At 49.8% G+C, this 26,022-nt stretch carries 20 protein-coding genes and 1 other RNA gene; 10 read left to right on the top strand and 11 right to left on the bottom strand.

Annotated features, from left to right (window positions below):
• Positions 1-4: 4 nt before the first annotated feature.
• Both HGH92_RS32695 and HGH92_RS32690 read right to left on the bottom strand, forming a co-directional pair.
• Positions 5-1,363 (bottom strand): DUF4270 family protein, encoded by a 1,359-nt coding sequence (locus HGH92_RS32695; RefSeq protein ID WP_168875036.1) that lies wholly within the window; start codon positions 1,361-1,363, stop codon positions 5-7.
• A 52-nt stretch (positions 1,364-1,415) separates the two neighbouring features.
• Positions 1,416-2,234, bottom strand: a complete 819-nt coding sequence (locus HGH92_RS32690) for a glycogen/starch synthase (RefSeq protein WP_168875035.1) — start codon at positions 2,232-2,234, stop codon at positions 1,416-1,418.
• A 110-nt stretch (positions 2,235-2,344) separates the two neighbouring features.
• Between HGH92_RS32690 and panC the strand changes: the two genes are divergently transcribed.
• The 9 genes from panC to HGH92_RS32645 all read left to right on the top strand — a co-directional run bounded on the left by panC (position 2,345) and on the right by HGH92_RS32645 (position 13,250).
• A complete protein-coding gene (gene panC / locus HGH92_RS32685) occupies positions 2,345-3,208 on the top strand; it encodes a pantoate--beta-alanine ligase (RefSeq protein ID WP_168875034.1) in 864 nt (287 codons plus the stop codon).
• A gap of 167 nt (positions 3,209-3,375) precedes the next feature.
• A complete protein-coding gene (gene panD, locus HGH92_RS32680) occupies positions 3,376-3,720 on the top strand; it encodes an aspartate 1-decarboxylase (RefSeq protein WP_133811105.1) in 345 nt (114 codons plus the stop codon).
• A gap of 42 nt (positions 3,721-3,762) precedes the next feature.
• Positions 3,763-4,785 (top strand): lysylphosphatidylglycerol synthase transmembrane domain-containing protein, encoded by a 1,023-nt coding sequence (locus HGH92_RS32675; protein ID WP_168875033.1) that lies wholly within the window; start codon positions 3,763-3,765, stop codon positions 4,783-4,785.
• A gap of 248 nt (positions 4,786-5,033) precedes the next feature.
• Positions 5,034-7,205, top strand: a complete 2,172-nt coding sequence (gene ppk1, locus HGH92_RS32670) for a polyphosphate kinase 1 (RefSeq protein ID WP_247655110.1) — start codon at positions 5,034-5,036, stop codon at positions 7,203-7,205.
• A gap of 137 nt (positions 7,206-7,342) precedes the next feature.
• The gene (locus HGH92_RS32665) at positions 7,343-8,242 is read left to right on the top strand and encodes an exopolyphosphatase (RefSeq protein ID WP_168875032.1); all 900 of its coding nucleotides are present in this window, start codon (positions 7,343-7,345) and stop codon (positions 8,240-8,242) included.
• A 78-nt stretch (positions 8,243-8,320) separates the two neighbouring features.
• Positions 8,321-9,136: a 3-methyl-2-oxobutanoate hydroxymethyltransferase gene (gene panB, locus HGH92_RS32660; protein WP_168875031.1), complete on the top strand. Its 816-nt coding sequence runs from the start codon at positions 8,321-8,323 to the stop codon at positions 9,134-9,136.
• Between the two features lie 557 nt (positions 9,137-9,693).
• Entirely contained in the window at positions 9,694-10,764 is a 1,071-nt protein-coding gene (locus tag HGH92_RS32655) for a saccharopine dehydrogenase family protein (protein WP_168875030.1), read from the top strand.
• Between the two features lie 42 nt (positions 10,765-10,806).
• A complete protein-coding gene (locus tag HGH92_RS32650; RefSeq protein ID WP_168875029.1) occupies positions 10,807-11,697 on the top strand; it encodes a DUF1338 domain-containing protein in 891 nt (296 codons plus the stop codon).
• 23 nt (positions 11,698-11,720) lie between these two features.
• Positions 11,721-13,250 carry an aldehyde dehydrogenase family protein gene (locus HGH92_RS32645; protein ID WP_168875028.1) on the top strand — a complete coding sequence of 510 codons (1,530 nt, stop codon included), beginning with the start codon at positions 11,721-11,723 and terminating at the stop codon, positions 13,248-13,250.
• 569 nt (positions 13,251-13,819) lie between these two features.
• On the opposite strand, the gene HGH92_RS32640 is transcribed toward HGH92_RS32645, so the two are convergent.
• Positions 13,820-14,350, bottom strand: a complete 531-nt coding sequence (locus HGH92_RS32640) for a hypothetical protein (RefSeq protein WP_168875027.1) — start codon at positions 14,348-14,350, stop codon at positions 13,820-13,822.
• A gap of 420 nt (positions 14,351-14,770) precedes the next feature.
• On the opposite strand from HGH92_RS32640, the gene HGH92_RS32635 reads away from it, so the two are divergent.
• Positions 14,771-16,372, top strand: a complete 1,602-nt coding sequence (locus HGH92_RS32635; RefSeq protein WP_211092816.1) for a S8 family peptidase — start codon at positions 14,771-14,773, stop codon at positions 16,370-16,372.
• Positions 16,373-16,452: 80 nt separating this feature from the next.
• On the opposite strand, the gene HGH92_RS32630 is transcribed toward HGH92_RS32635, so the two are convergent.
• The 8 genes from HGH92_RS32630 to lpxK all read right to left on the bottom strand — a co-directional run bounded on the left by HGH92_RS32630 (position 16,453) and on the right by lpxK (position 26,020).
• On the bottom strand, positions 16,453-16,866 hold the full coding sequence (locus tag HGH92_RS32630; RefSeq protein WP_168875025.1) for a DUF4870 domain-containing protein: 414 nt from the start codon (positions 16,864-16,866) through the stop codon (positions 16,453-16,455).
• Between the two features lie 74 nt (positions 16,867-16,940).
• An RNA gene (rnpB, locus tag HGH92_RS32625) (RNase P RNA component class A) lies at positions 16,941-17,308 on the bottom strand.
• Positions 17,309-17,425: 117 nt separating this feature from the next.
• Entirely contained in the window at positions 17,426-18,481 is a 1,056-nt protein-coding gene (locus tag HGH92_RS32620) for a Smr/MutS family protein (protein WP_168875024.1), read from the bottom strand.
• A gap of 147 nt (positions 18,482-18,628) precedes the next feature.
• Entirely contained in the window at positions 18,629-19,096 is a 468-nt protein-coding gene (locus HGH92_RS32615) for a DoxX family protein (protein ID WP_168875023.1), read from the bottom strand.
• Between the two features lie 51 nt (positions 19,097-19,147).
• Positions 19,148-20,779 carry an amino acid permease gene (locus HGH92_RS32610; RefSeq protein ID WP_168875022.1) on the bottom strand — a complete coding sequence of 544 codons (1,632 nt, stop codon included), beginning with the start codon at positions 20,777-20,779 and terminating at the stop codon, positions 19,148-19,150.
• 174 nt (positions 20,780-20,953) lie between these two features.
• Positions 20,954-21,925, bottom strand: coding sequence for a polyprenyl synthetase family protein (locus HGH92_RS32605; protein ID WP_168875021.1), 972 nt, complete (start codon positions 21,923-21,925; stop codon positions 20,954-20,956).
• 25 nt (positions 21,926-21,950) lie between these two features.
• On the bottom strand, positions 21,951-24,926 hold the full coding sequence (gene rnr / locus HGH92_RS32595) for a ribonuclease R (protein WP_211092815.1): 2,976 nt from the start codon (positions 24,924-24,926) through the stop codon (positions 21,951-21,953).
• 14 nt (positions 24,927-24,940) lie between these two features.
• Entirely contained in the window at positions 24,941-26,020 is a 1,080-nt protein-coding gene (gene lpxK / locus HGH92_RS32590) for a tetraacyldisaccharide 4'-kinase (protein WP_317166469.1), read from the bottom strand.
• Positions 26,021-26,022 lie beyond the last annotated feature (2 nt).

Raw genomic sequence — 26,022 nt, 5'->3', positions numbered from 1 at the left:
GATTTTAAGGTTTGGTATAAATGATTCGCAATTTAATGTTATACTGAGACAGATTGCTGCCACCAGCTTTTAAACGAACAATATCCGCAAAGCTTGTGCGAAGCGCCTGCAGTCGGAAACCAGAATTGGTTTCTTGTTTTTTAATTAACATTTGCAGGAAGGTACCAACGTTGAAAGAGTACTGGGATACCTGTACACCGCCGAAATTGGTGATCACTACTTTTTTGCCACCGAAATAATCATCGCCGCGAACGGTCTGGTCAATGACTTTTTTGAGGGTGTCGCCTACGCCGCTGTATTGCGATAACATAAGCCTGTCAGGGTCCGGGAAGACATTGTTCATATCGCCGGAGCCAACAGTGATCTGGGTAATCACCAGTTCAGCCTTGTTGATCACAGCGTTGGGGAAATTTTCCAGTCCGGGGATCAGCAGGTTGGTATACAGTCCCGGGGTGCCTTGCAGGAACAGGACACTGTCCCCTGCCGCATTGCCGGTATTGATAAATCTGCTGGCTTCCGAACCGTTATAGTTGCGTGCAATAAAATTAGCATGGCCGCTGTTGGCGCCAAAACCAAAGGTGGCGCGCAGCGAATCATCTGTTGAGTTCTTATAAAAAACGGTCAGCTTGGTATTGGCGCCGCTCATGTCGAAGTATAACATGTTGCGGTTGGCACCGGAAGTGGTGTCAGGCACCAGGGCAAAACCTTTCAGATAAGCACGGAAAGTGGAGTCGTTGGTAAAAGCGCCATCGGATTTCTGTTGCAGCAGATCGTTACCAAAAGCGTTAGACAGCTTAATACGCAGCTGGGCTGTTTCTTTGGTGCCGTATACACTGACAGAATCACGTATAGCCAACGGCGTTACCGTGGCGGTACCCAGCAATTCACCGGGGTTGTATTGTAACGGTTTGTTGTAAGCATAGTTGGAATCCCTTCTGAATCCCTGCTCAGACATTCTGTAAACGCGGAAAGTCTGTGCAGTGGTGGAGTCTCCCTTGTAGCCAAGATACGCCAATGACAATACCACGGAATCGAGGGTTTGTCCGGTACCTGAAAAGGTGAAGGCGCTGGAAGGCAGGCCTACCTGCATGAACACAAAAGCATGGGTTTTGCCAAAAACAGGGTCAGTGGTAATGGAGCCGAGTGCTTTCTCGTAGAAGTTATATCCGTTAAAGAACAGGGAGTCGTACTTGTAGATATTGTTAGCAACAATGCCGTTGATGGTCGTATCCTGCCCATTCACAAAGTCGCCCGGAGGAATAAGCCCCTTTCCGAGGATAGTAGACTCGTTGCATCCGGAAACACCGTACAACAGCGCAAAAGAAGCGGCTACAAAGCTAAGGTTCCTGAAATTAATCTTCACGCGTTAAGATTGTAAGTTTAAATGAAGTTGGCGAAAATTCACCAAATATAGGTTATTTACCAAGCAGTTGATTGTAAAGTGCCAGGTAATCAGCAAGATCATCATTGTCTTTTTTGTAAGGTAAGATGATTTTGCCTTTTTCCGCCTTCAGTTCATCCACAACTTTTTTCTCCACCTTCTCTCCGGCCAGTACCACTGCGTCAGCATACTTGCCGGCCCCTCTGTTTAACGCTGTATTGGTGCCCTCCTTAAAGAGCTCCAGATCTTTTTCCTTGATCTGGTTGCTGATGGTCGCCTTTTTGATAAAGGAAGCACCCAGCTTTTCCTTGAAGCTATTGGGGGACAAAGAATAAACAATTTTCGAATGGGCGAAAACCGGCTCCTTCTTGTATGCTGTTTTCAGATACATCGGGATCAGGGAAGTCATCCATCCGCTGCAATGAATAATGTCCGGCGGCCATCCGAATTTTTTAACGGTTTCCAGGGCGCCTTTACAGAAGAATACAGACCTTGCCGCATTGTCATCAAAAAACTCGTCATTTTCATCTGCAAATACGGTCTTCCGCTTGAAATAATCCTCGTTATCCAGGAAATACACCTGCAAACGGGCATTGGGCAAAGAGGCCACTTTGATGATAAGCGGGTAATCATCCCCGTCTATCACAATGTTGATTCCGGACAATCGGACCACCTCGTGCAAGCGGTGTCTTCTCTCATTAATAATTCCAAATCTTGGCATGATCACTCTCACCTCCAGGCCAGCCTCATTGGACTTAATTGCCATTTTATTGACCATTGCCGCATAATCACTCAGTTCCAGGTATGGCGACATCTCTTGGGCAATAAAAAGAATTCTTTTCTTTGTGGACATTTAACGCTGATTATTAATGCAGTAATTTTTAATTTGGCTTGCAAAATTACGGATTTTTTACGGAATATTGGCCAATCTGTCAGTTTTAACATCCTTTTAAGCAATGTTTTATGTATCTATTTAAGCGCAGCAATGACCTGAAGAAGCACCTGGACCTGGTAAGAAAAAGCAGCAAAAGCATTGGTTTTGTGCCTACTATGGGAGCCCTTCATAACGGGCACCTGTCACTTATTCAGGAGGCGAAAAAAGAAAATGACGTGGTCGTCTGCAGCATTTTTGTCAATCCGACACAATTCAACGATCCCAAAGATTTTGAAAAATATCCCATTACTATTGAAGAGGATATTAAGAAATTAAACGATGCGTCAACAGATATACTTTTTTTGCCATCTGTAGAGGAAATGTACCCGGAAGGACTGGCAGGCGGCGAACATTATGACTTCGGCGACCTGGAAACCATTCTCGAAGGCAAATTCCGACCCGGCCACTTCCAGGGGGTGGGTCGTATCGTACACAAATTACTGGATATTGTGCAGCCTCACAAGCTTTTTATGGGGCAAAAAGACATGCAACAATGTCTCATAATACGTAAATTACTACAAATCACCAATTCCAAGGTAGAATTGGTCGTTTGCCCTACCCTGCGCGAACCCTCCGGCCTCGCCATGAGCAGCCGCAATGAACGCCTCTCGCCTGCCGCCCGCAAAAAAGCCGTCGCCATCTATCAGGCACTGCTCAAACTGCGCAACGAATTCGGCAAAGGCCTCTTCCTCCTCGAAGCCGCCCGCGAAGCATTCGATGACCTGAAACAACAAGGCTTCGAACCGGAATATGTAGACATCCTCCTGCTCAAAGACGGCCACCTCGGCCATATGGACGAACCGCCCGGCGATCATACTGTCATTGCGGCCGTAGCCGCCTGGCTCGATGGCATCCGGCTGATCGATAACATGGTCCTCCAGGGTGATATATAATTTTCACTACCATAAACACAAAGGAGCAAAGGTGCGCACCTTTGCTCCTTTTCTTTGTACGCTTCGCCCTGCCACCCGCTGTCTCTTTGCGTAAAACCCTTTGCCGGAATACTTTTTTTACATAGCTTTGCGAACTGCTGATTTAGCAATTATAGTTCAGAATAATCATGCAAATAGAAATATTAAAGTGTAAGATCCACCGCGCGGTTGTAACAGAAGCTAACCTGCAATATGTTGGAAGTATCACAATAGACGAAGACCTGATGGATGCCGCCGGCCTGATCGAATACGAGAAAGTACAGGTGCTGAACGTCAACAATGGTGAAAGACTGGAGACGTACGTGATCAAAGGCAAAAGAGGCTCCGGCGTTATCTGCATGAACGGCCCCGCCGCCCGCCTCGTTGCTCCCGGTGATATCGTGATTATTATTTCCTATGCCACAATGGACTTTGAAGAAGCAAAGAAATATACACCTATTGCCATTTTCCCCAAGGAAGGGAACAAATTGTAATCCCTTTACCATAACATATCGCTAACACCCTAAAATCTTTGGATGATGCCCAAAACGCTTAAGAACGTCATTAAGTTTATATGCTTTTTCGGCATCGGGGTGCTCCTGATATGGCTGGTCACCAAAGACCTCACACCGGAACAATGGGACCAGATCAACGTCGCTTTCCGCAAAGCCAACTACTGGCTGGCCATCCCTGCCGTGGTGATGGGCCTCGTCAGCCACTGGCTCCGCGCTACCCGCTGGAAGCTGCTCATGAAACCACTGGGGCACCAACCCTCCACGCTTAACACGTTCTTCGCCGTCATGGTAGGATACCTCGCCAACCTGGCCGTTCCCAGGCTCGGGGAAGTGACCCGCTGCGGCATTCTGGCACAATACGAAAAAATACCGGCCGATAAACTCGTAGGCACCATGATCGCGGAAAGAGCTGTTGACATGGTCTGCCTCCTGCTGCTGATAGCTGTTACCATCCTCACGCAGATCGATGTCCTGGGCGCCTACGTCCATCACGACATCTACCTGCCCATTGCGGCTAAAATAGCCAATGCCAACGGTACGCAGCTCCTGCTGCTGGCCGCTGCGGTGATGGTGTTCATACTTGCCCTCCTCTGGCTGCTGCGCCGGTTTGCCCGCTCTAAAGCGGCCATCACTGTCAAAGCACTGGCCAAAGGCGTCATGGAAGGCATCTTGTCCATCGGCAAAATGGAAAACAAATGGTCGTTCATCCTGCAAAGCATCCTCATATGGGGCTGCTACCTCTCCCAGGTATATATCGGCTTCTATTGCCTGCAGGAAACCTCCCATCTCGGCATCAGCGCCGCCCTCGCAGTGCTCATGATCGGCAGCATCGGCATGATCGTCACCCCAGGTGGCATCGGCGCCTATCAGGCACTGGTACAAAAAGCCCTTGAACTCTATGGCATCTCCTACGTGATCGGGTACGCCTTCGGCTGGATCATATGGGTGGTACAAACACTGCTCGTGGTCTTCGTAGGCTTCCTCAGCCTGGTGGCCCTGCCCATCCTCAATAAAAAACAAACAGCGGCTCCGGCCAAATCCTGATCCATACCCTGCTACACTACACCCTTATAACAGCTGTGTATAAACGCAGTCGTGATGATCATGCCGTGCCCCCATGTCATCCCCATCCTTTTATTTCTGCACACTGCGCTGGTTTGACAGCTTTTTCTTAACTTTAAATTAATGGCATCACATCTGCGAAAGCTGTATTATCGTGGATTGAACAACGTGAATTTTTTGAATGTAAACCTGTTTGTATGAAGATGCCGCATACGGAGAATCTGGAAATTATGACACCAACTATAGTATCAAAGAAAAACACCGGCAAAAAAAATACGGTCAAAAAAACATCGGCCCAAAAGGCCCCGGTCAATAAAATCCTAACCCCTGCAGCCCCGGTAATCCCCACCAAAAAAATGATTCCCCGGGATATCAGCTGGCTGTCGTTTAACGCCCGCGTGCTGCAGGAAGCCGCAGACAGTACCGTCCCCCTGCGGGAACGTATCCGCTTCCTCGGTATCTTCTCCAACAACCTCGATGAATTTTTCCGCGTCAGGGTAGCCACCCTCAAACGCATGATGTCCATCAACAAGTCCAACAAAATGCACCTGGAAGAAAACCCGGGGAAAATACTCGACGACATACAAGCCACGGTAATAGACCAGCAGCGCGAGTTTGACCGCATCTGGAAAGACATCGCACAGGAACTGGAAACAATGCATATCTTCCTGCGGACCGAAAAACATCTCAACCGGGAACAACAAAAATTTGTGCTCAACTACTTCAATGAACAGGTGCGCACCAATATCATCCCGCTGATGATTGAAAGCATCCAGCAGTTTCCCATCCTGCGTGATAAATCCATTTATCTCGCTGTAGTACTGGCCCGGCAGGACAACTCCGTGCGTCAGAAATTTGCGCTGATTGAAATACCTTCCAACGTATTGCCACGGTTTATCATCCTCCCTTCCAAAGAAGGCGAACATGATATCATCCTGCTGGAAGACCTGATACGCTTCTGTCTTCCGCATATCTTCTCCTACTTCGGCTACGATAAGTTCTCTTCCCATATCATCAAGGTGACCCGCGATGCGGAACTGGACATCGACAACGATATATCCGACAGCCTTATCCATCAGATTGAAAAAGGCCTGAAAGACCGGCGCAAAGGCAAGCCCGTGCGGTTTGTATATGACAAGGACATCGATCCCCTGCTGCTGGAATACCTGATCCGCAGAATGGGCCTCTCTGGCAAAGACAACCTCATTCCCGGCTCCCGTATCCATAACTTCAAAGACTTTATGGATTTTCCGGAATCCATCTTTCCGCCACATACGCACCGTAAAACCTTTATCCATCCGCTGTTTGCCGATGCGCCCAGCGTGATGCACGTGATACAGCGCCAGGATGTGATGCTGCACTTTCCCTATCACTCGTTCGATACCATCATCGACCTGCTGCGGGAAGCAGCTATCGATCCGAACGTGTCTTCCATTAAAATTACGGCGTACAGGCTTGCCCGTAATTCCAAAATAGTCAATGCGCTGGTAAACGCGGCCCGTAACGGCAAACATGTGACGGTAGTGCTGGAACTGCGTGCCCGCTTCGATGAAGCGGCCAACCTCGACTGGAAGGCACGTCTCGAAGATGAAGGCGTAAAAGTATTCCTCGGCATTCCCGATACGAAAGTGCATGCCAAGCTGTGCGTGATCAAAAAAAGGATCGGCACCAAAACCGTGCAGTGCGGCTTTGTCAGCACCGGCAACCTCAACGAAAGAACGGCCCAGGTATATGGCGACCATTGCCTGTTGACCGCTAACCGCTCGGTGATCGCAGACATCAACCGCATCTTCTCTTACCTGGAAAGTCCCCGCCACGATGTCAAAATCCTGGAAGGCTGTAAAACACTGCCGGTAAGCCCGCTCAATATGCGTGATACCTACATCCGCCTGATAGACCGCGAGATCAAAAACGCCAAAAACAAAAAGAAAGCGGGCATGGTGCTGAAGATGAACTCCCTCTCCGACTCCCTGCTCATCGGCAAGCTCTATGAAGCGGCCAAAGCCGGCGTAGATATCAAGATGGTGATCCGCGGTATCTGTTGCGCTTACACAGAAAACAAAAAATGGAAAAAGGACATCACCGCTGTAAGCATCGTGGATGAATACCTCGAACATGCGCGCGTATTCATTTTTCATCATGGCGGCGCCGAAAAAGTGTACATCGCCTCCTGCGACTGGATGGTACGTAACCTCGACCACCGCGTGGAAGCAGCAGTGCCTATAACGGACCCGGATATACGTAAAGAACTGGTGGACATCATGAACATCCAGCTCAGCGGTAATGTAAAAGCCCGTATACTGGACAACGAACAAACCAACCAGTACAAGAAGGAAGGCGACAAAAAAATCCGCACACAAATCGAGATTTATAAATACCTGCACGACAAGCAGTACAAATAATATCTTTGGATTTCTGATTTCCGATTTATGACTTATTGAAGCAGCCATTTCATCGGGTCTCAAATCCCCAAATCGAAAATCAGGAAATCCCAAAATGAAAAGTGTTATTTTTGTGGCTTAAAACAGACTGATAATTAATGAAATTAGCTGCGATTGATATTGGTTCCAATGCTGCCCGGTTGCTGATCTCCGAAGCGTCACCCAACGGTGCGGGAACGATGGACTTTACCAAAGTGAACCTGATAAGAGTACCGCTGCGGCTCGGTTTCGACGTGTTTGACCATGGCTCTATTTCAGAAAAAAGGGCCACTCATCTGATAGACACCATCAAAGCATACAAACTGCTGCTGGACGTTTATGAAGTGAAATACCTGAAAGCATGCGCTACCTCTGCCATGCGTGACGCCTCCAATGGCAACATGATTTTACAGGAAGTAAGGACACAGACCGGTATTGATATCCAAATCATCTCCGGACAGGAAGAAGCGTCTTATATTTACGAAAACCATATTGCCGAACATCTCGACAAAACAAAATCATACCTGTATATTGACGTAGGCGGCGGCAGTACCGAGCTCACGCTCTTCAGCGGCACCCGTCTCGTTTTCAAAGAATCATTCAATATAGGCACCATCCGCCTGCTGCATCAGCAGGTGCCCGACAGTGCCTGGCAGCAGCTGAAGGATTTTCTCAAACAGCAGCTCAGGACCATCGGACCGGTGATCGCCATTGGCTCCGGCGGCAACATCAACAAAATATTTTCTCTCTCCAAACGCAAGGAAGGCAAACCGCTTTCGCTTGACACACTTAAAGATTACTATAAGGAATTCAGCGCATTTACAGTCGAGGAACGCATTCACCTCTATAACCTGCGGGAAGACCGTGCAGACGTGATCGTACCCGCCCTTCAGATATACATCAATGTGATGCGCTGGGCCGGAGCCGAAGAAATATACGTGCCCAAAATCGGTCTCGCCGATGGGCTGATACAGGCGCTGTACCGCGAAATAGCCGTTCCGGCCAATGGTTTCCAGTGACCACACATAAAATAATTTTCCTTTTTTCTTTTTATATCATAACCTTTGGGGGAATTTTTGGTATAAAACAACATTGCTATGTCTGTTCATAAGGACGTAAAGCGTATCACTACGCATGTTTTGCAGAAGATGAAAGTCGACGGAGAAAAAATCTCCATGATCACAGCCTATGATTTTTCCATGGCCAGGATTTTTGACGATGCCGGCATCGACGTTATCCTGGTGGGCGACTCCGCTTCCAACGTAATGGCCGGTCATGAAACTACCCTGCCTATTACGCTTGATCAGATGATCTATCACGCATCATCTGTTATACGCGCCATCAAACGCTGCTTTGTGGTGGTAGACCTTCCTTTTGGCTCCTACCAGGGCAATTCCAAGGAAGCCCTCAGTTCAGCCATCCGCATCATGAAGGAAACAGGTGCCCATGGCATCAAAATAGAAGGCGGCGAGGAAATCATTGAATCCGTAAAAAGGATCATCTCCGCCGGTGTTCCCGTGATGGGGCATCTGGGCCTCACCCCACAGTCCATCTATAAATTTGGCACCTACGCCGTAAGGGCCACCGAAGAAGCAGAAGCCAAAAAGCTGATCGCCGATGCAAAACTGCTCCAGGACGCAGGTTGCTTCGCTATCGTACTGGAAAAGATCCCTGCCTCCCTGGCCAAAGAAGTGGCCGAGGCGGTACATATTCCGATTATCGGTATTGGCGCCGGTAAACATGTAGACGGACAGGTGCTGGTGATGCATGATATGCTTGGTATCAACAAGGAGTTCAAGCCCCGTTTTCTCCGCCGTTACCTCGATCTTTACACAGAAATTTATGGCGCCACACAGGCCTACATCAAAGATGTAAAAACGAAGGATTTCCCGAACGACAACGAACAATATTAGTCATACTACCTGCCCTGACACCGCGTCAGCATTGTTTTAGCAGGTACTACCGGCACGCCGCAGGACTTTGGTCATCTTCCCTGTGCAAAGGGAAAATTGTCATAGGCCTGCGGCGTGTTTTATTGTTGCTTCCTCCGAAACCACCGCCCCTCCGCCTTGTCAGCCATATTTTTATCCAGCCTTCGAAAAACTTTACCCGCTTTATGCTGCTGTTCGGCAATTTTTCCCTATATTAGCTCTTTCATTATCATCAATGAATTACCTGTTAAACATACAACTCTCTCTTCTCTCCTATCTGCGGAGCACCTGCTCCCATGTGCCATGAGTTGGAAAGGCAGGTAATATTTTTTCCCTGAACATATTTTTCGTAGGTCCATCCCTGTTAGGGGTCCCTGTTGCGCTGTAACGGCCGCACCGGTATTAATTTTATTTAATACCGATATTATGCCCTGCAAACTTGGTAAATTTTACCAGGTGCTGTCCTCTTGTATAAGAGCGGGCATACTGTGCTTACGTTTCAGCCAGTATCTCTGTATTATTAATAATTCCAATAGATTATGAAACGTGTAATGATTATCGGCGCCGGCAAGATCGGCGAAACAGCTGCATTCCTGTTACAACAGTCGGGTGACTATCAGGTAACGCTGGCAGACAGTAACCAGGCATTGCTGGACAAATGTACTGATACCGGCATCGGCAAAACCAGACTGGACGTAAACGACGCTACAGCGCTGGAAAAAGCCCTGGAGCCGCAGGACATGGTGCTGAGCGCATGCCCTTTCTTTCTGAACGTCAAAATCGCGGCGGCCGCTGCCAAAGCGAAAACACACTACTTCGACCTGACCGAAGACGTGGCCACCACAAACGCTATCCGCGAAATTGCAGCGCAGGCGGATGTGAGTTTTATGCCACAATGTGGACTGGCGCCGGGTTTCATCAGCATCGCCGCTTATGACATCGCCAAACAGTTCGATACCCTCGATTCGGTAAAGCTGCGCGTAGGTGCCCTGCCACAGTTTCCGACCAACAGCCTGATGTACAATCTGACCTGGAGCACAGACGGCCTGATCAACGAATACTGCAATCCCTGCGATGCCATCTATGAAGGCGAACGCAAGGAGGTAATGCCTCTCGAAGGCTACGAACGTTTTGCCCTCGACGGTGTGGAATACGAAGCCTTTAATACGTCCGGCGGCCTTTCTGCCCTGGCGGAAATACTGGATGGCAAAGTATACAACCTCGACTATAAAACCGTAAGGTATCCCGGCCATTGCCAACTGATGAAAATATTGCTCAACGAGCTGAAACTCAATAAAAAAAGGGATGTCCTGAAGGAAATTATGGAAGATAGCATACCTTTCACCCCACAAGACGTGGTACTGGTATTTGTGTCCGTATCCGGTACCGTGAATGGCCGGTCGGTTCAGCGCTCCTACTCCCGTAAGATCTATAACCAGGAGATAGGCGGCAAAGACTTTACGGCTATCCAGCTCACCACCGCCGGTGCGGCCTGCGCAGTGATAGACCTCCATGCCAAAGGCCTGCTGCCGGGCAGTGGATTTGTAAAACAGGAAGACGTGATTTTCAAAGACCTGATCAGCAACAGGTTTGCTCAATATTATAATTAGCAGTCAGCCACAGGCTGGCCGCAGGAAGCTCAAACAAACGCCATGTTACAAGAAGTATTAAACGGCCTGATGAGCCGTTACCAGGAGCGGGTGCCGGACGTGTCAGCAGTGATCGCTGCCATGGTCAGCAACGGATTAATCGGGAAAGCGGACGATATCGAGAATGACCATATCGCCTTCCGTACCATGGGAGTACCGCAACTCGGCGTACAGTCACTGGAGAAAATTTTTCTCCATTACGGCTATACGAAAATGGACCACTACTATTTTGCCTCCAAAAAGCTGGACGCATGGTGGTATGCGCCGCCATTGCCGAAGTACCCGCGCATCTTTATCAGCGAGCTGCGGGTGACTGACCTGAGCCAACAGGCACAGGACATCATTACCAGTTATACCGATGAAGTAAAAGCGGACCCCGTCACGCTCCTGGACCTGGACGACAGCAAAGCCGTAGACACCTTCCTGCACAGTGGCCTCTGGCGTACGCCTACCCTGGCGGATTTCCAGGCGCTGGCTGCTGAAAGCGAATACGCCGCGTGGGTGATTTACAACCGCTATTACCTGAACCATTTTACGGTGAGCGTACATAACCTGCCCGCAGGATACAACACCATTGCGGAGTTCAACCAGTTCCTGGAACAAAACGGTTTTATTCTCAATGACGCCGGCGGAAAAATCAAGACCAGCCCCGATGGCAAACTGCTGCAAAGTGCTACGGTAGCAGGTATGATACCAGCCACCTTCGCCGGTGGCGAAACCATCAAAATAGCCGGTTCCTATGTGGAATTTGCGGAAAGGAAAGTGCTGCCCGAATTTGCAGACCTTCCGGCCGGCGCTGTCCGTCGCGAACACCGCCGGGAAGGCTTTGAAGCAGGCAATGCCGACAAAATCTTCGAAAGCACGTACTCCACCCAAACGAAAAAAAGTTCCTAATTTAGTTTACTAATACACCCACCATGGCAGATGATATTTTAAAAGCTTTTGGCATCAGCGCGCAGCAGAGCGGCGTCAGCACCGGCAAACACTGGCTGGAAGCCGGCGGAGCAGATATTGTGTCCGTATCGCCGGTAGACAACAAGACGATTGCCACCGTTAAAAGTGCAGACCGCAGTAACTATGACGCGGTGATCGCCGTAGCACAGGAAGCCTTCAAAGAGTGGCGCCAGTGGCCCGCTCCGAGAAGAGGGGAAATTGTGCGCCAGATCGGCGAAGCGCTGCGTGCACATAAAGAACAGCTGGGCCGCCTCGTTTCCTATGAAATGGGTAAAAGCCTGCAGGAAGGTTATGGAGAAGTACAGGAGATGATCGATATCTGCGATTTCGCAGTAGGTCTCTCCCGCCAGCTCTACGGCCTGAGCATGCACTCCGAACGTCCGGGCCACCGCATGTATGAGCAATGGCATCCGCTGGGTATCACCGCTATTATCTCCGCCTTTAACTTCCCGGTGGCGGTATGGAGCTGGAACTCCATGCTGGCATGGGTTTGCGGCAACGTATGTGTTTGGAAGCCTTCCGAAAAAACACCCGTGACCGCACTGGCCTGTCAACGTATAGTCGAAACCGTATTCGCCGCCAATAATGTACCGGAAGGCGTTTGCTGCCTGGTGACCGGCGGTCGCGAAACCGGCGAATGGATGTCCAACGACCATCGTGTTCCGCTGGTATCAGCTACCGGCTCCACCCGCATGGGCAAGAGCGTAGGCGCCGCCGTAGGAGCACGCCTGGGCCGCTCCCTGCTGGAACTGGGCGGTAACAACGCGATCATCGTATCTAAAGACGCAGACCTCGACATGACCCTCATCGGCGCAGTATTCGGCGCGGTAGGCACTGCCGGTCAACGTTGCACCTCCACCCGCCGCCTCATCATCCATGAAAGCGTGTACGACGCCTTTACCGCTAAACTGGTAAAAGCATACGCACAGCTCCGCATCGGCAATCCGCTGGATGAAAAGAACCACGTAGGCCCGCTGATTGACAAGGATGCGGTCAACGCCTACCTGAGCACTATCTCCCAGGTAAAAGAACAAGGCGGTACCTTCCTCGTGGAAGGCGGCGTCCTCGAAGGAGCAGGATATGAATCCGGCTGCTACGTGAAACCCTGTATCGCTGCCGTAGAAAACACCTACGCCATCGTACAGCACGAAACCTTCGCGCCTATTCTTTACGTGATGAAATACCAAACCCTCACCGAAGCCATCGCCATGCAGAACGACGTGCCACAAGGCCTCTCCTCTGCCATCATGACGCTGAACCTCCGCGAAGCAGAACAGTTCCTCTCTGCTGCCGGTTCCGACTGTGGCATCGCCAATGTCAACATCGGTACTTCCGGTGCAGAAATAGGCGGCGCCTTCGGCGGTGAAAAAGAAACAGGTGGCGGCAGGGAAAGCGGCTCAGACGCATGGAAAGCATATATGCGCCGCCAAACCAATACCATCAACTACTCCGACAAACTGCCGCTGGCACAGGGCATTAAATTCGACCTGTAATCAGCAGCAACAAATAACGAAAGGGCGTATCTGAAAGGATATGCCCTTTTTTATGCCCGGATGTCCCAGGGCTGAAGCCCTGGGCTACGTTCTGTGTCAAATCCTTTTCCGGCTAAAACCTGTTATGGGAGGCAAACATCTGGCGTTGAGTGACACGACGGACACGATCAAATCTATCCATGAAAGAAATTGAATCAGAACGTAGCCCAGGGCTTCAGCCCTGGGACAAAATAAAAGGCCGCTCCTTCCGGACCGGCCTCTCTATAATAGAAATTTTAAGAAACAATTTGTGGTTAAACCCTGGCTCTTTGCAGCTCCGAGGCAGTGCCCCGGAGCTTTTAACATTCATGTCAGGATGTGCTCCTCCCTGATCAGATTTAAAAGCGGTTGATAAAATTCTGCCTGCCTTGCAGGACCTTCCTCTACATACATCGACTTTACACAGTCTCCTCAGATTTTAAAAATAGTAGCGAGGTTAGAGAACCCCGCTTTTCGTTAAACGGAAACCATGCTTATGAGAAAAATATCCGATAGCGGGAAGCCATCAAATATTCTTCTGACTATAAATATTAGACTTTTTTTTGAATATTCATATTCAACTTTTGTGCTACGGCGGTATTATTTCCGAGCACCCTAACGATCAAAAAACGGCCGGATCCTTTATCATAGAGCGTTTTGACCGTTTTAGCCCTTACACCAAGGCTTCTGGCCATAGCCGGAATATTTTCCGGATTTCCACAAATCACGATTGTCTTGCCCTTGTTTTGCTTTACAATGCAGTCCAACACACAGTCCCGGGTCTCCTGGTCTTTCGTTACCCAGTAATAAACAGGCTGCAATTGCCGCAGTTCCGATAACGGCTCTACGGTCTGCAGGGCCTTGTTCACGTAAATGGTGTAGATAGCGGCCACGTCAATATGCCGGCAGGCTTCGGTAAATAAACGGGTCTGGTCCCGCCCTTCGTCACTAAGGCCGGCAGATGGTGAAGACTCTTCTTCTGCTGCATTCACAAAAATAACGGTGGTCACTTTTTCGGGGCCGGTGGCAACAGCCGCATTACCGGCAGCCAACAGGGTGGCTAGAATAGCAGTTTTCAGCATGACGGTAGTTTTTAATGATGAGGTAATACAAATCAAAAAAACATGAGGGAGTAATCCCACGAAATGGGCGCCTGTTGGGGAAGAGGACGTTACAGAGGAAAAGAAAGGAACCGGCGTAAAGGTAGGTTTTCCCCGCGAAATTATCGCAGTATTGTGATGGATGGCCAACAAGGCTGTTCAGCTTCCGGAGCCTGATAAGAATGGCCGTTTATATAATTTTCTCCCTTTAACCAACAAATAGCACGCTTATCATTAAAATTCGCCTGTTCTAAGGCTTTTTCTATACCTTTATTCGCATCATGATATTTTAATTATTAATTATAGAACATGAAATTGTTTAGTCGAGAGGTTGCAGTCTTGGCATGTGTTGCATTGACGGCTGCTTTTACAACGAAATCCAGTGCCCAGAGTAAAACCCAGGTGCCTAAGAACTGGCAGTTGCTGAACTACGAGACCGACAGTGTTTACGGCACCAACACCGAAAAAGCCTACAAAGAGATACTGAAAGGGAAAAAAAGCACCCCCGTGATCGTGGCTGTGATTGATTCTGGTATCGATACCCTCCATGAAGACCTGAAAGGCATCCTTTGGACCAACCCGGGCGAAATACCCGGCAATGGCAAAGACGACGATGGAAATGGTTACATAGACGATATTCACGGCTGGAACTTCCTCGGCGCCAAAGACGGCAGCAGCCTGAAAGAAGATTCCGATGAGGCCACCCGCGAATATTACCGCTACAAAAACAAGTACGGTAACCCGGACTCCACCCTGGATAAAAATTCCAAAGAATACGCCACCTGGCAGGCCTTAAAACAGAAAATAGAAAAACCCGGCTCCCAGACCAAGCTGCAGTATAAATCGATGGCCAAACTTCAGGAAAACGTCAATAAATGCGAAAATATCCTGAAGACATACCTTAACAAGGAAGACTTTACCGTTGGCCAGCTGGACAGTATCCAGACAACTAACCAGGACGTGCTCCTGGCACGTAACTTCATGACCCGCCTGCTGAAAAGCACCGGCGACGAGCCCGCTTCTTTTAGTGAGTTCAAAATGGAATTCGACGCTTATATGGGCGACCTGAAAAGAAAAGCAGAGGCCACTGAAATACCGCCCAACCAAAACCGCGAAAAAATCGTGGGCGACAAATACGAAGATATCACCGACACCAAATACGGCAACAATGATGTGATGGGCAAATTCGGTTTCCATGGCACCCACGTTAGTGGTATCATTGCCGCTGCCCGCAACAACGGCGTAGGTATTGACGGCGTGGCCGATAATGTTCGCATCATGGCGGTGAAAGCAGTGCCTGATGGTGATGAAAGAGACAAAGACGTGGCGCTGGCCATCCGTTATGCAGTGGACAACGGCGCACAGATCATCAACATGAGCTTCGGTAAGCCCTACTCCCCTCACAAGGAATGGGTGGACGAGGCAGTGAAATATGCGCAAAAGAAAGGCGTATTGCTGGTACATGCAGCAGGCAACGACGGCGCCAACAATGATTCCGTGCCCAACTATCCTAATCCGGATTTCGCGGACGGCAGCCCTCGTGCTGACAACTTTATCACAGTAGGCGCCAGCGGCAACGGACAAGGCCCTGATAAAGTAGCTGGTTTCTCCAACTATGGCAAAAAGAACGTAGACCTCTTCGCCCCGGGCGTGCAGATCTACTCTACCATTCCCGGCGGCAATAAATACGGCAGCGCCAGCGGCACCAGCATGGCTGCCCCGGTAGTTGCCGGTGTAGCAGCGCTCGTGCTCTCCTACTACCCGGACCTGAGCGCCCGCCAGCTGAAATATATCCTCGAAAAGAGCGCCACACCTCTTCCTGATGGTACCAAAGAGGTTAACAAACCAGGTACACAGGACGAGAAAATTAACTTCGCAGATCTCTCCGTGAGCGGTGGTGTCGTGAATACCTACGAAGCCTTAAAACTGGCTGCCACCATCAAAGGTGAGAACGTAAAGAAGAAACAACACAAAGCGAAAATGAAGCCGGTAAAGAAAAACTAACCGGTGTTCCAAATACTATCAACGAAAAAGGCGCGGATGTCCGCGCCTTTTTCGTTGATAGTATGTTGCTGTGCCAAAGACTATTTTACCAGTCTCAGCGAAAACGGATACTTATAGGAAGTTCCTTCATTCGCTTTCACCGCGGCGATAATGCTGAAGATAAGGTTCACCACCCATAACAGGCCATGCAGCCCGCCCCAGCTCCAGCTCCAGCCGTTGGAGAAAAAGAAACCACCGGTCATCCAGCTGCCCAATGACCACAAGCCATTGAAAATGCCGGCCAGCAGGGAGATCAGCACGCTGACCAGGCTGATGGTGATTTGAAAATTGATGGCTTCTTTGCCCTGGTCGTCCACAAAACGGGATTCATTGCGTTTGATAAGCCATAATACCAGCACAAGGATCACATTGCCGGCAGGCCTGAAAATCGCAGAGCCCACGATACCACCGAGGTGAATAAAAGTGCCCCAGTTACGTTCGTCTCTTAACGTCATAAAAAACAGGATTAATAAGGGTGAGAAGATAGGAGGTTTTATCGTAATATCAAAGCAGGAGAAAAGAAAAAGAAAAAAACTACAAACCTGTAAGCCGGATTCTGTCCCCTGGCAAGCCAGGGTTGCTATCATTTATCTGCGGTGACGCTCGCGCGCCCCCTGTATCTGCCTACCCTCGGACATCGGACGAGCAGCCCTCAGGCGTCCGTATACATGGCATTTCAGCACACAAGGTTTACCCGCACAAACAGTTACCTGCCTGCACCGTGGGCTCTTACCCCACATTTTCACCCTTACCCCGCCGAAACAGGGCGGTAATTTTCTGTGGCACTCTCTGTCTCCGGCAAGCCGGAGCCCACCCGTTAGGTGGTGTGTTGCTCTACGCTGTCCGGACTTTCCTTCCCTTCAGACAAGCCAAAGGAACGATAGCACGGTTTGTAGTTGGAGCGCAAAGGTACCGCATTTGAGCATTCAGGTGCAAAATATTTTAAACTTAAAACTCTTTAGCACCAAAATATTTAGGTGCTAAAGAGTTTTGTATGCAACTATTAATGTTCATTTATTTAAACGTGATCTCTGTAGCCCCGTAACCATACTTAGCATGGTACTGGTTTACAAAGTTCGCTACTTCCGGCGTCTGACGGAGGATCTGATGGATCTCGTCTTTCAGCTTGCCTTTGCCTACGCCGTGGATCACAATCAGGTTGTGCTGATGGTGGCTGATCGCTAAGTCCAGGTAACGCTGAAAAGCATTGAGCTGCACCGCCAGTATAGCAATATTGCTCATCCCCTTCCAGTTTTTCTCCAGGGCTTCGATATGCAGGTCTACCTCATGTTTGGGCTCCAGCGTCGTTTCCGGCTGCAGCTGTATCTTGCTCAGGAGGCTGGCGAAATTACCAGAACCTATCGTGGTGGCCGGTTTGGCCTTTTTTGCATTGGGCTGCTCTGCCGGCGCCGGCGGCTCTGGTTCCTTGTCCGGGAATTTCTCAAACAGGGTGTAAGTCAGCGTGGCTTCTGCTTTGGTACGCAGCTCTTCCAACTGTGTAAACATCTGTTTGGGCTTGATTTTCCAGGTCTTTTTCACGGAGGTGGCCAGCTTAGGCTGCGGCTCCTTCAGGAAAAACGTGAACTCAAACCGCGGATTATCATTCAGTGATTCAAAGATCAGGTCTGCCAGGTAAAAATGGTTATACGGCTGTATCTCATTCTTTATTTCCAGGTCCATCTGATTGTTGAGCCATATCTGAAAATAAAAGCGCATGGCATGCGGCGTATCGTTAAACAGGTGAAACTTCATCAGCTTCACAGTTTCATCGTATCCGTCAAATTGATATACCGGCAATACAGACAGGAACATGCCCTTGTCTGTTTTAAACACTTCGTATTTTTTCCGGTCTACTTTGATCTCATCTCCGGGAATCTGCCGCGGCTTTTCTTTCACCAGCTTTTGCTGGGTAAAACGATGGAAATAGGGAAAGTCTATCTGATCAAGGTATACCGGGAAAGTAGTGCCTTTCACTTCTATCATCACCATATTGTCATTGACAATGTCTACTACTGTGCCTTCTTCTTTTGAGCTTAACAGCAATATCTTGTCTCCAGTTTGATATTTCATATTTGCATTCTTCTGGGCACAAAAATAGAATTTTGACGGGGAAAAAGTGAGGAAGAGACAGGAAGATTTGATTTTGGGCGTGGCCGTACTTCTCCTGCGCCATAAAAAATGGTGGTACTCACAGGTACGCCTATATTAAACAACGGCTCAGAAATCGATGTAGGTATGCTTACGCTTCCTTTCAGGATGCCTGCGCATAAACTCGTCGACCGAGATGCGCCCGCTGCCAGTCACCGCAAAAATGATCAGCAGCACCAACACCACTGCAGACAGGCCCAACACAGGGTATACCTGGAACAGCCCTGTCCGTGAGTGTACGAACAACAAAGCTCCCAGCAATACCGGGATGTTCAACAGTGCGGCCAACCTGGTTTCCAGGCCCATGGCAATGAACAAGCCGCCTACGATATGCACAAAAACAATGTAGTGTGCAATAAAGAAGGCGAACGTAACCAGCGCAGGGCTTTGGTTGATCATAGTGTCCAGTGCGTCCCTGTTCATGATAAACAGGACCCCTGCCCACATCAGGAAAAGTCCCAGCGCCATACGTACAACGCTCAACCATACCGGGTGATGTGTATCACCCCATCGTGCAACTCTTTGTAGCGTGTTCATAAAACAGAATTTTAAAGAACTTGCTATTAAGTTACGAAAAATAACCCGGATTTAGGCCTGGCGAAGCTTACTGTGGCGGTAGCTGTAAAGGAAATAGATGCTGAGGCCAATGACCAGCCAGATGCTGAACACGATCCAGTTTTTCAGCGCGATCTCGGTCATCAGGTAAAAACAGCTGAGCAGTCCCAATACAGGGATGAGCGACAGCTTGCGTACCGCCGAGAACCAGGTGATCAGCACGGTTACAATGGCAAAGAAAAAGAAGGGAATATTGTGTTTCCATACCTCCCAGCCTCCGTCGAAAGACAGCCTTCTCAAAATTTCTCCACGGAAAAGCACCAGCAGTCCTATCACCAGCACAGGCACAATGATCTGGCCGTTGATATAAGGCAAACGGAACCGTTTTTCTGCGGTTTTCTCCTGTGGAGGCAACATCAGCACACCGCCGCACACGAGGATGAAGGCGAACAATGTTCCGATACTGGTAAGGTCTGTTACGATGGTGAGGTTCAGGAAAAGCGCCGGCACTCCTACAATGATACCGGTGATAATGGTAGCAAAGGAAGGTGTTTTAAACCGGGGATGGATTTTAGCGAATTTTTTCGGCAGCAGGCCGTCACGGCTCATGCTCATCCAGATGCGGGGCTGGCCGATCTGGAATACCAGCAGTACGCTGGTAGTGGCCACCACGGCGCTTACAGAGATGATATAGCTGATACCCGGCAGGTTCACTTCATTAAATACAAACGCCAGCGGGTCATCTACTTTCAGTTTGAAATAAGGCACCATGCCCGTCAGCACGAAGGAAATCAATACATACAGCACGGTACAGATAATGAGGGAGTATATCATGCCACGGGGCAGGTCACGCTGCGGATTGGCACATTCCTCTGCGGTGGTGCTCACGGCATCAAAACCGATATAGGCAAAAAACACGGCAGACACCCCCTTTAAAACACCGGAGAAACCATTCGGCATAAAAGGGCTCCAGTTGCCCGGGTTCACATAGAAGAAGCCCAGAGCGATCACAAACAGGATCACCAGGATCTTCAGTCCCACCATAAAATTGGCGCTGCGCTTACTTTCCCGGATACCCACATAAGCCAGGTAGGTGATCAGTATCACGATCAGAAAAGCCGGCAGGTTGACGATAAAAGGAATCCCGAATATATGCGGCGCAGCTTCTATAGTAGCCTGTGAAGCACTGTCATAATTGCTCGACAGCCAGTCAGGCAAAGCTATTCCCAGTCCGCGTAACAGGTTGTTGCAATAGCCGCTCCAGGATATGGCCACTGCGATATTACCAATGGCGTACTCCAGGATCAGCGCCCAGCCGATCACCCAGGCTGCCAGTTCGCCGAAGGTCACATAAGAATAAGTATATGCACTGCCGGACACCGGCACGCGGGAAGCAAATTCTGCATAACAAAGGGCGGAGAACCCGCAGGTGATGGCGGTGATCACAAACAGCAGGGACACGCCCGGACCGCCATGAAAAGACGCTTCACCAATAGTAGAGAAGATACCGGCGCCAATTACCGCTGCAATCCCCATCGCTGTCAGGTCTTTCACCTTCAGCACTTTATGCATGCCTACTCCTGTTTCAAGGCTGTCAGTCATTCCTTCATTGGCATCTTTGATAATAGTGGTCAGGGACTTCTTTCTAAACAGCGAGTTAGACATTGGCGACGGAATTACGTTTTAGTGTAGTCTTTTAATAAAAAAATCTTGCCCAGGACCGGTGGCCGGGAAATTGAATATATGAAAAATAATCATTTGACAATTTAATTATTTAATCATTTTTCCCCCTCCGGTCCTGAGAAAGACGCGAATATAATGCGATTTTGGATATAAAAATTACTGCTGGCGGTTTAACAGGAAGTCTGCCAGTTCCATCAGTGGCTTTTTACGGGCCGACAGCACGGCGATATCTTCGAGACGGGCGAAGGCCTGCTGTTGAAAACGTTCTTTTTCTTTTTCCGCCCAGACGTCCACCTTGCAGCTGCGGAAAAGGTCCAGCACCCTGGCCACCTTATCATCCGGGTTGGTTTCCATCAGTTTTTTCAGCTCTGCTTTTTGCGCCGCATTGCACAGCTCCAGCGCTTTCAGCAACAGGAAGGTCTTTTTATTGACGAGGATGTCTCCACCCTGCTGTTTTCCGAATTTGTCGGGGTCGCCGAAAGCATCGAGGAAATCGTCCTGTATCTGGAAGGCAATGCCGATATTTTTACCAAAAGCATATATGTGTTCCTGGTTACCTTCGCTGCCGCCGCCGATGATAGCGCCCAGCTGCAGGCTGGCAGCCAGCAGCACGGAGGTTTTCAGGCCAATCATGCGCACATAGTCATCATACTGTACCTGTTCTGGCTCCATCTGCTCAAAGTCCATGTCTATCTGCTGGCCTTCACATACTTCTTTCGCCGCCTTGTTGAACACGGTGATAATTTTCTGTTTGTACCTGGACTGTACCTTGTTGAGCATATCATACACATTGATCAGCATAACGTCGCCGGCGAGGATGGCAGCGGGTTCGCCATAGATCATGTGTACGGTCTGATGTCCCCGGCGGATGGGTGCTTTGTCCATGATATCGTCATGGATCAGCGTGAAGTTATGGAACAGTTCCACCGCGTTGCCTACCTGAAAGGCATCCTGGTGCAGATCATCAAACAGTTCGTTGCCCATCAGGCACAGTACCGGACGGATACGTTTTCCACCGATCTGCAGGATATGGGACGCTGCATCGTACAATCGTGTAGGTTCTTTCGGAAAATGCCATTGATCAAACTGCTGGCTGAACTGCGCTATTAACTCTTTAAATGAATGCATGTCAAATAGACGGTGATTTTATTATTTATTTCTTTGTTTTCTTTTTAGCGGCAGCTTTTTTCGGTGTCGCCTTTTTTGCAGATGCTTTAGCAGCCGCCTTTTTTGCAGGGGCCTTGGCCACCGTTGTTTTCACTGCGGCTTTTTTAGCGGGTGCCTTGGTGGCGGCTTTTTTGGCCGGTGCTTTAACAGCGGCCTTCTTTGCAGGCGTTTTACCGGCGGCTTTCTTTGCAGGCGCTTTAACGGCAGCTTTCTTTGCAGGAGCGGCGACCGCTTTTTTCGCAGCAGCTTTTTTAGCCGGTACTGCAGCTTTTTTGGCGGCTGCTTTTTTAGCAACCGGCGCTTTGGCCGCAGGTGCTTTTTTTGTAGCGGCTTTAGCTGTTGTTGTTTTGGCAGCCGGTGCTTTTACGGCCGCTTTAGCGGTGGCTTTCCCGGCAGCAGCTTTTGGCGCAGCGGTTTTGACTGTTTTTTTCTTTTCAGCCGGAGCAGCTTTGGCCACAGGTTTTTCGGTCGCTTTTTTAGCGCCGGCCTTAGCGGTGGTTTTCTTCTCTGTTTTTTTAACGGCAGGAGATTCCATTACCGGCTGTACAGGCGTTTCCGCCGCTTTTTTGCCGGTGTTTGTTTTTATTTTTCCGGGAGATGCCGGAGCCGCCGCTGGTGTTGCTTCTGCTGATACCGGCGCTGGTACTGCATCTGCCTGGGCCGCTTTGTCGGCTGCCTGTTTTTTCGCTGTTTTCTTTTTCTTCACAGGCGCTGTTTCAGCTGCCGGTGAAGGTGCAGGGGTTGCTGGTGGCGGCGTAGTGACGTCTACCACGTGCGTTTCCGCGATCACCTGGTCAACAACCGGTTCAGGCGGTATTTCCAGGGAAACGGCAGGCGCAACAGGCACTTCAGGCGTAAAGGGCCGTTTTTCCCTTGGCTGCCATGGCTGCTGCTGGCCGTGTTTTTGTTTTTTCTTTTTGTGGTCCCGGCGGCCTTCGCGGCGCTCATCGCGCTGACCGGGTTTAAATTCACGGCCGGCAGTAGCCAGTTCGCTGTCCAGCTCATAATCCAGCTGACGTTTGGCGAGGTTGGCGGCCACCACGCGGATAGACACTTTCTCCCCTATACGGAAACGGCGGCCGCTGGCCTGTCCTACCAGCGCATATTCTGCTTCATTGAAGGCAAACTCCTCCTTGCGGTTGAGATTATGGATACTCACCAGCCCTTCACATTTGGTATCTACGGTTTCCACCCAGAAACCAAAATGCGCCACGCCACTGATCACGCCTTCAAAGGTGTGACCAATAAACTGCTGCATATACTCTACCTGCTTGTATTTGTTGGCTGCCCTTTCGGCTTCCATCGCTTTACGTTCCATTTCAGAATCGTGCTTGCATTTGGTCTCCATCTGCTTGTCAGGATGGATATCGTCGGCCAAGCATTCGGCCACTACGCGATGTACCAGTACATCGGGGTAACGGCGTATCGGAGAGGTAAAGTGACAGTAGTCTTCAAAGCCTAGGCCATAGTGGCCTACGTTGTTGACCGTATAAATGGCCTTGGCCATGGTACGGATGCCCAGGGTTTCCAGCACGTGTTGTTCAGGCTTGCCCTGTACCAGCTGCAACATCCTGTTAAATGAACGGGCAATGCTTTCAGGGGAGCTCACATCGAACTTATAGCCAAACTTACTGGCGAAAGCGGCGAACACCTTGAGTTTGTCAGGGTCCGGCGTATCGTGCACCCTATAAGGGAAGGGCACCGGTTGTTTGTTGACTTTGATTTTGGACACATAAGTGGCCACGGTCCTGTTGGCCAGCAACATAAACTCTTCGATCAGCTGATGTGCTTCTTTGCTTTCTTTCACCACAATGCCGATTGGCTTGCCTTTTTCATCCAGCTTGAAGCGGACTTCCTGAGAGGAGAAGTTGATGGCGCCATGCGCAAAGCGCTCCTGGCGGAGTGTCTGGGCTATTTTATTGAGCAGCAGGATTTCCTTTTCGTAAGGTCCTTCTTTGGTCTCGATCACTTCCTGTGCTTCTTCATAGGTGAAGCGGTGGTCAGAATGGATCAGTGTCCGTCCTATCCAGTAATGTTTCACCTCTCCTTTTTCGTTCATCTGGAAGATGGCGGAGAAAGTGAGTTTATCTTCATGCGGGCGCAGGGAGCACAGTTCATTGGAAATTTTTTCCGGGAGCATGGGCAGTACACGGTCCGGCAGGTACACGGAGGTGGCGCGCCTGTCGGCTTCCTTGTCCAGTTCCGTGCCAGGCACCACGTAGTGGCTCACATCGGCGATATGCACCCCTATCTCGTACAGGCCGTTTTTCAGCGGCCGGATGGAGATGGCGTCATCAAAGTCTTTGGCGTCGACGGGGTCTATCGTGAACGTGAGGATGTTTCTGCAGTCCTTGCGTTTCCGTACTTCCGTGTCCGTTATTTCCTCTTTGATACCGGCCAGTTCGTTCATTACTTCAGTGGGGAAGTTGAGCGGGAAACCGGCTTCGATGAGGATCTCCTTCATAGCGAGGTCGTTGGTATCGCTGGCATCGAGGATTTCGATGACTTCGCCCACGGGCTTGCGGGTTTTCTCGCCCCAGGCCACCACTTTCACCACGGCTTTATCGCCGGACTTCCCGTTATTGAGGGAGTTGGCGGGGATATAGATGTCCGGCATGAACAGGCCCTTTTCCGTGATCAGGAAGCCGAAGCTTTTGCTCACCTGCAGGGTGCCGGTAAATTCAGTCTTGTTACGTTTAAGGATGTCCGTTATAACGCCTTCCTGGCGGCCATCGCCTCCGCCATGTTTGATCACGTCTACCAGGACTTCATCTTTATCGAGGGCGGTATTCAGGTTTTTCTGCTTTACCATGATGTCCCTGGCGAGGCCCGGTACAATCACGAAGGCCATTCCTGACCTTGTCAGTTCCACAACACCTCTGAAGGTTTTTTTCTGACCGGGCTGTTTTTGACCGGGGTGTTTCTGACCGGGGTGTTTCTTATCTTTCTTTTTCTTACTCATGTTTGGTTGTAGTCTTATTGACCGAAGGCCGGCAACTGCCGGGCCACATAGTCAAAAATAAAGTTATTAAATGATTCCGCTTCTCCGAAGAGGAACGAAATTTCCACTGGCATAACAGCTATTTGCAGGTTTTGTTCTGCCAGCTCTTTTTGCAGGAGATGCAGCCTTACTGCGTCTTTTTCTGTGGTGATGACCATCTTTTGTGTTCCGGGCAGGTCATCTCTTTCCTTTTTGATTTTTGCAATATCTTTTTCTGAATAGTAATAGTGATCGGGAAACGCCAGCAGGTACACTTTCTGATACTGTTGTTGCAGTTTTTCCAGGAGCGGTTCCGGCCGGGCGATGCCGCAGGCGAGTAACACCGAGGCCGAAGCAGGAACATTCACGGGCTGCCGGGTTGTCATATCAAATAATGCGCCGTACTGCAAGGTAGTAAAAAACAGCCGCTGACCGGGTAACGGATTGATTTCTTTTTCCAGCGCCGCTTTTTCCGCCAGGCTCATGTCCGGCGGACACTTGGAAACGATAATGCAATTAGCGCGCTGGTAACCGCTTCTTCCTTCCCGCAAACGGCCGAAAGGCACCACATGGTCGCGGGTGAACAGCCGGCTGTATTCGGTGATCATGATGTTCATGCCGGGTTTCACAGACCGGTGCTGGAAAGCATCGTCCAGCAGCACTACCTGGGTGTCCGGCTCGTCGCCCAGCAGTTGTGGGATGGCCAGCATTCTTTCTTCGCCCACGCACACTTTGATGTCCGGGTATTTAGCATGGAACTGCATCGGTTCATCACCGATGTCGGCGGCGGTGCTGTGTTCATCGGCCAGCAGGTAACCGCTGGTACGGCGGTTGTAGCCGCGGCTGAGCGTGGCCGTTCTGAAGTGGTCTTTGAGCAGGCGGATCAGGTATTCCACATGCGGCGTCTTGCCGGTACCACCTACTGACAGGTTGCCACAGGCAATCACCGGCAGGTCGAATTCCACGGCCGTCAACAGGCCTTTATCGTAGAAGCGGTTGCGGGCCCACATCACAAGGCCATAAAGCAGGGAGAAGGGATATAACAGTATTTTCAGGTAACTCAGTAGTTTCAGCACTG

The organism is Chitinophaga varians (assembly GCF_012641275.1).
GTDB classification, from domain to species: Bacteria; Bacteroidota; Bacteroidia; order Chitinophagales; family Chitinophagaceae; genus Chitinophaga; species Chitinophaga varians_A.
This window is presented reverse-complemented; position numbering and strand designations above follow the sequence as displayed.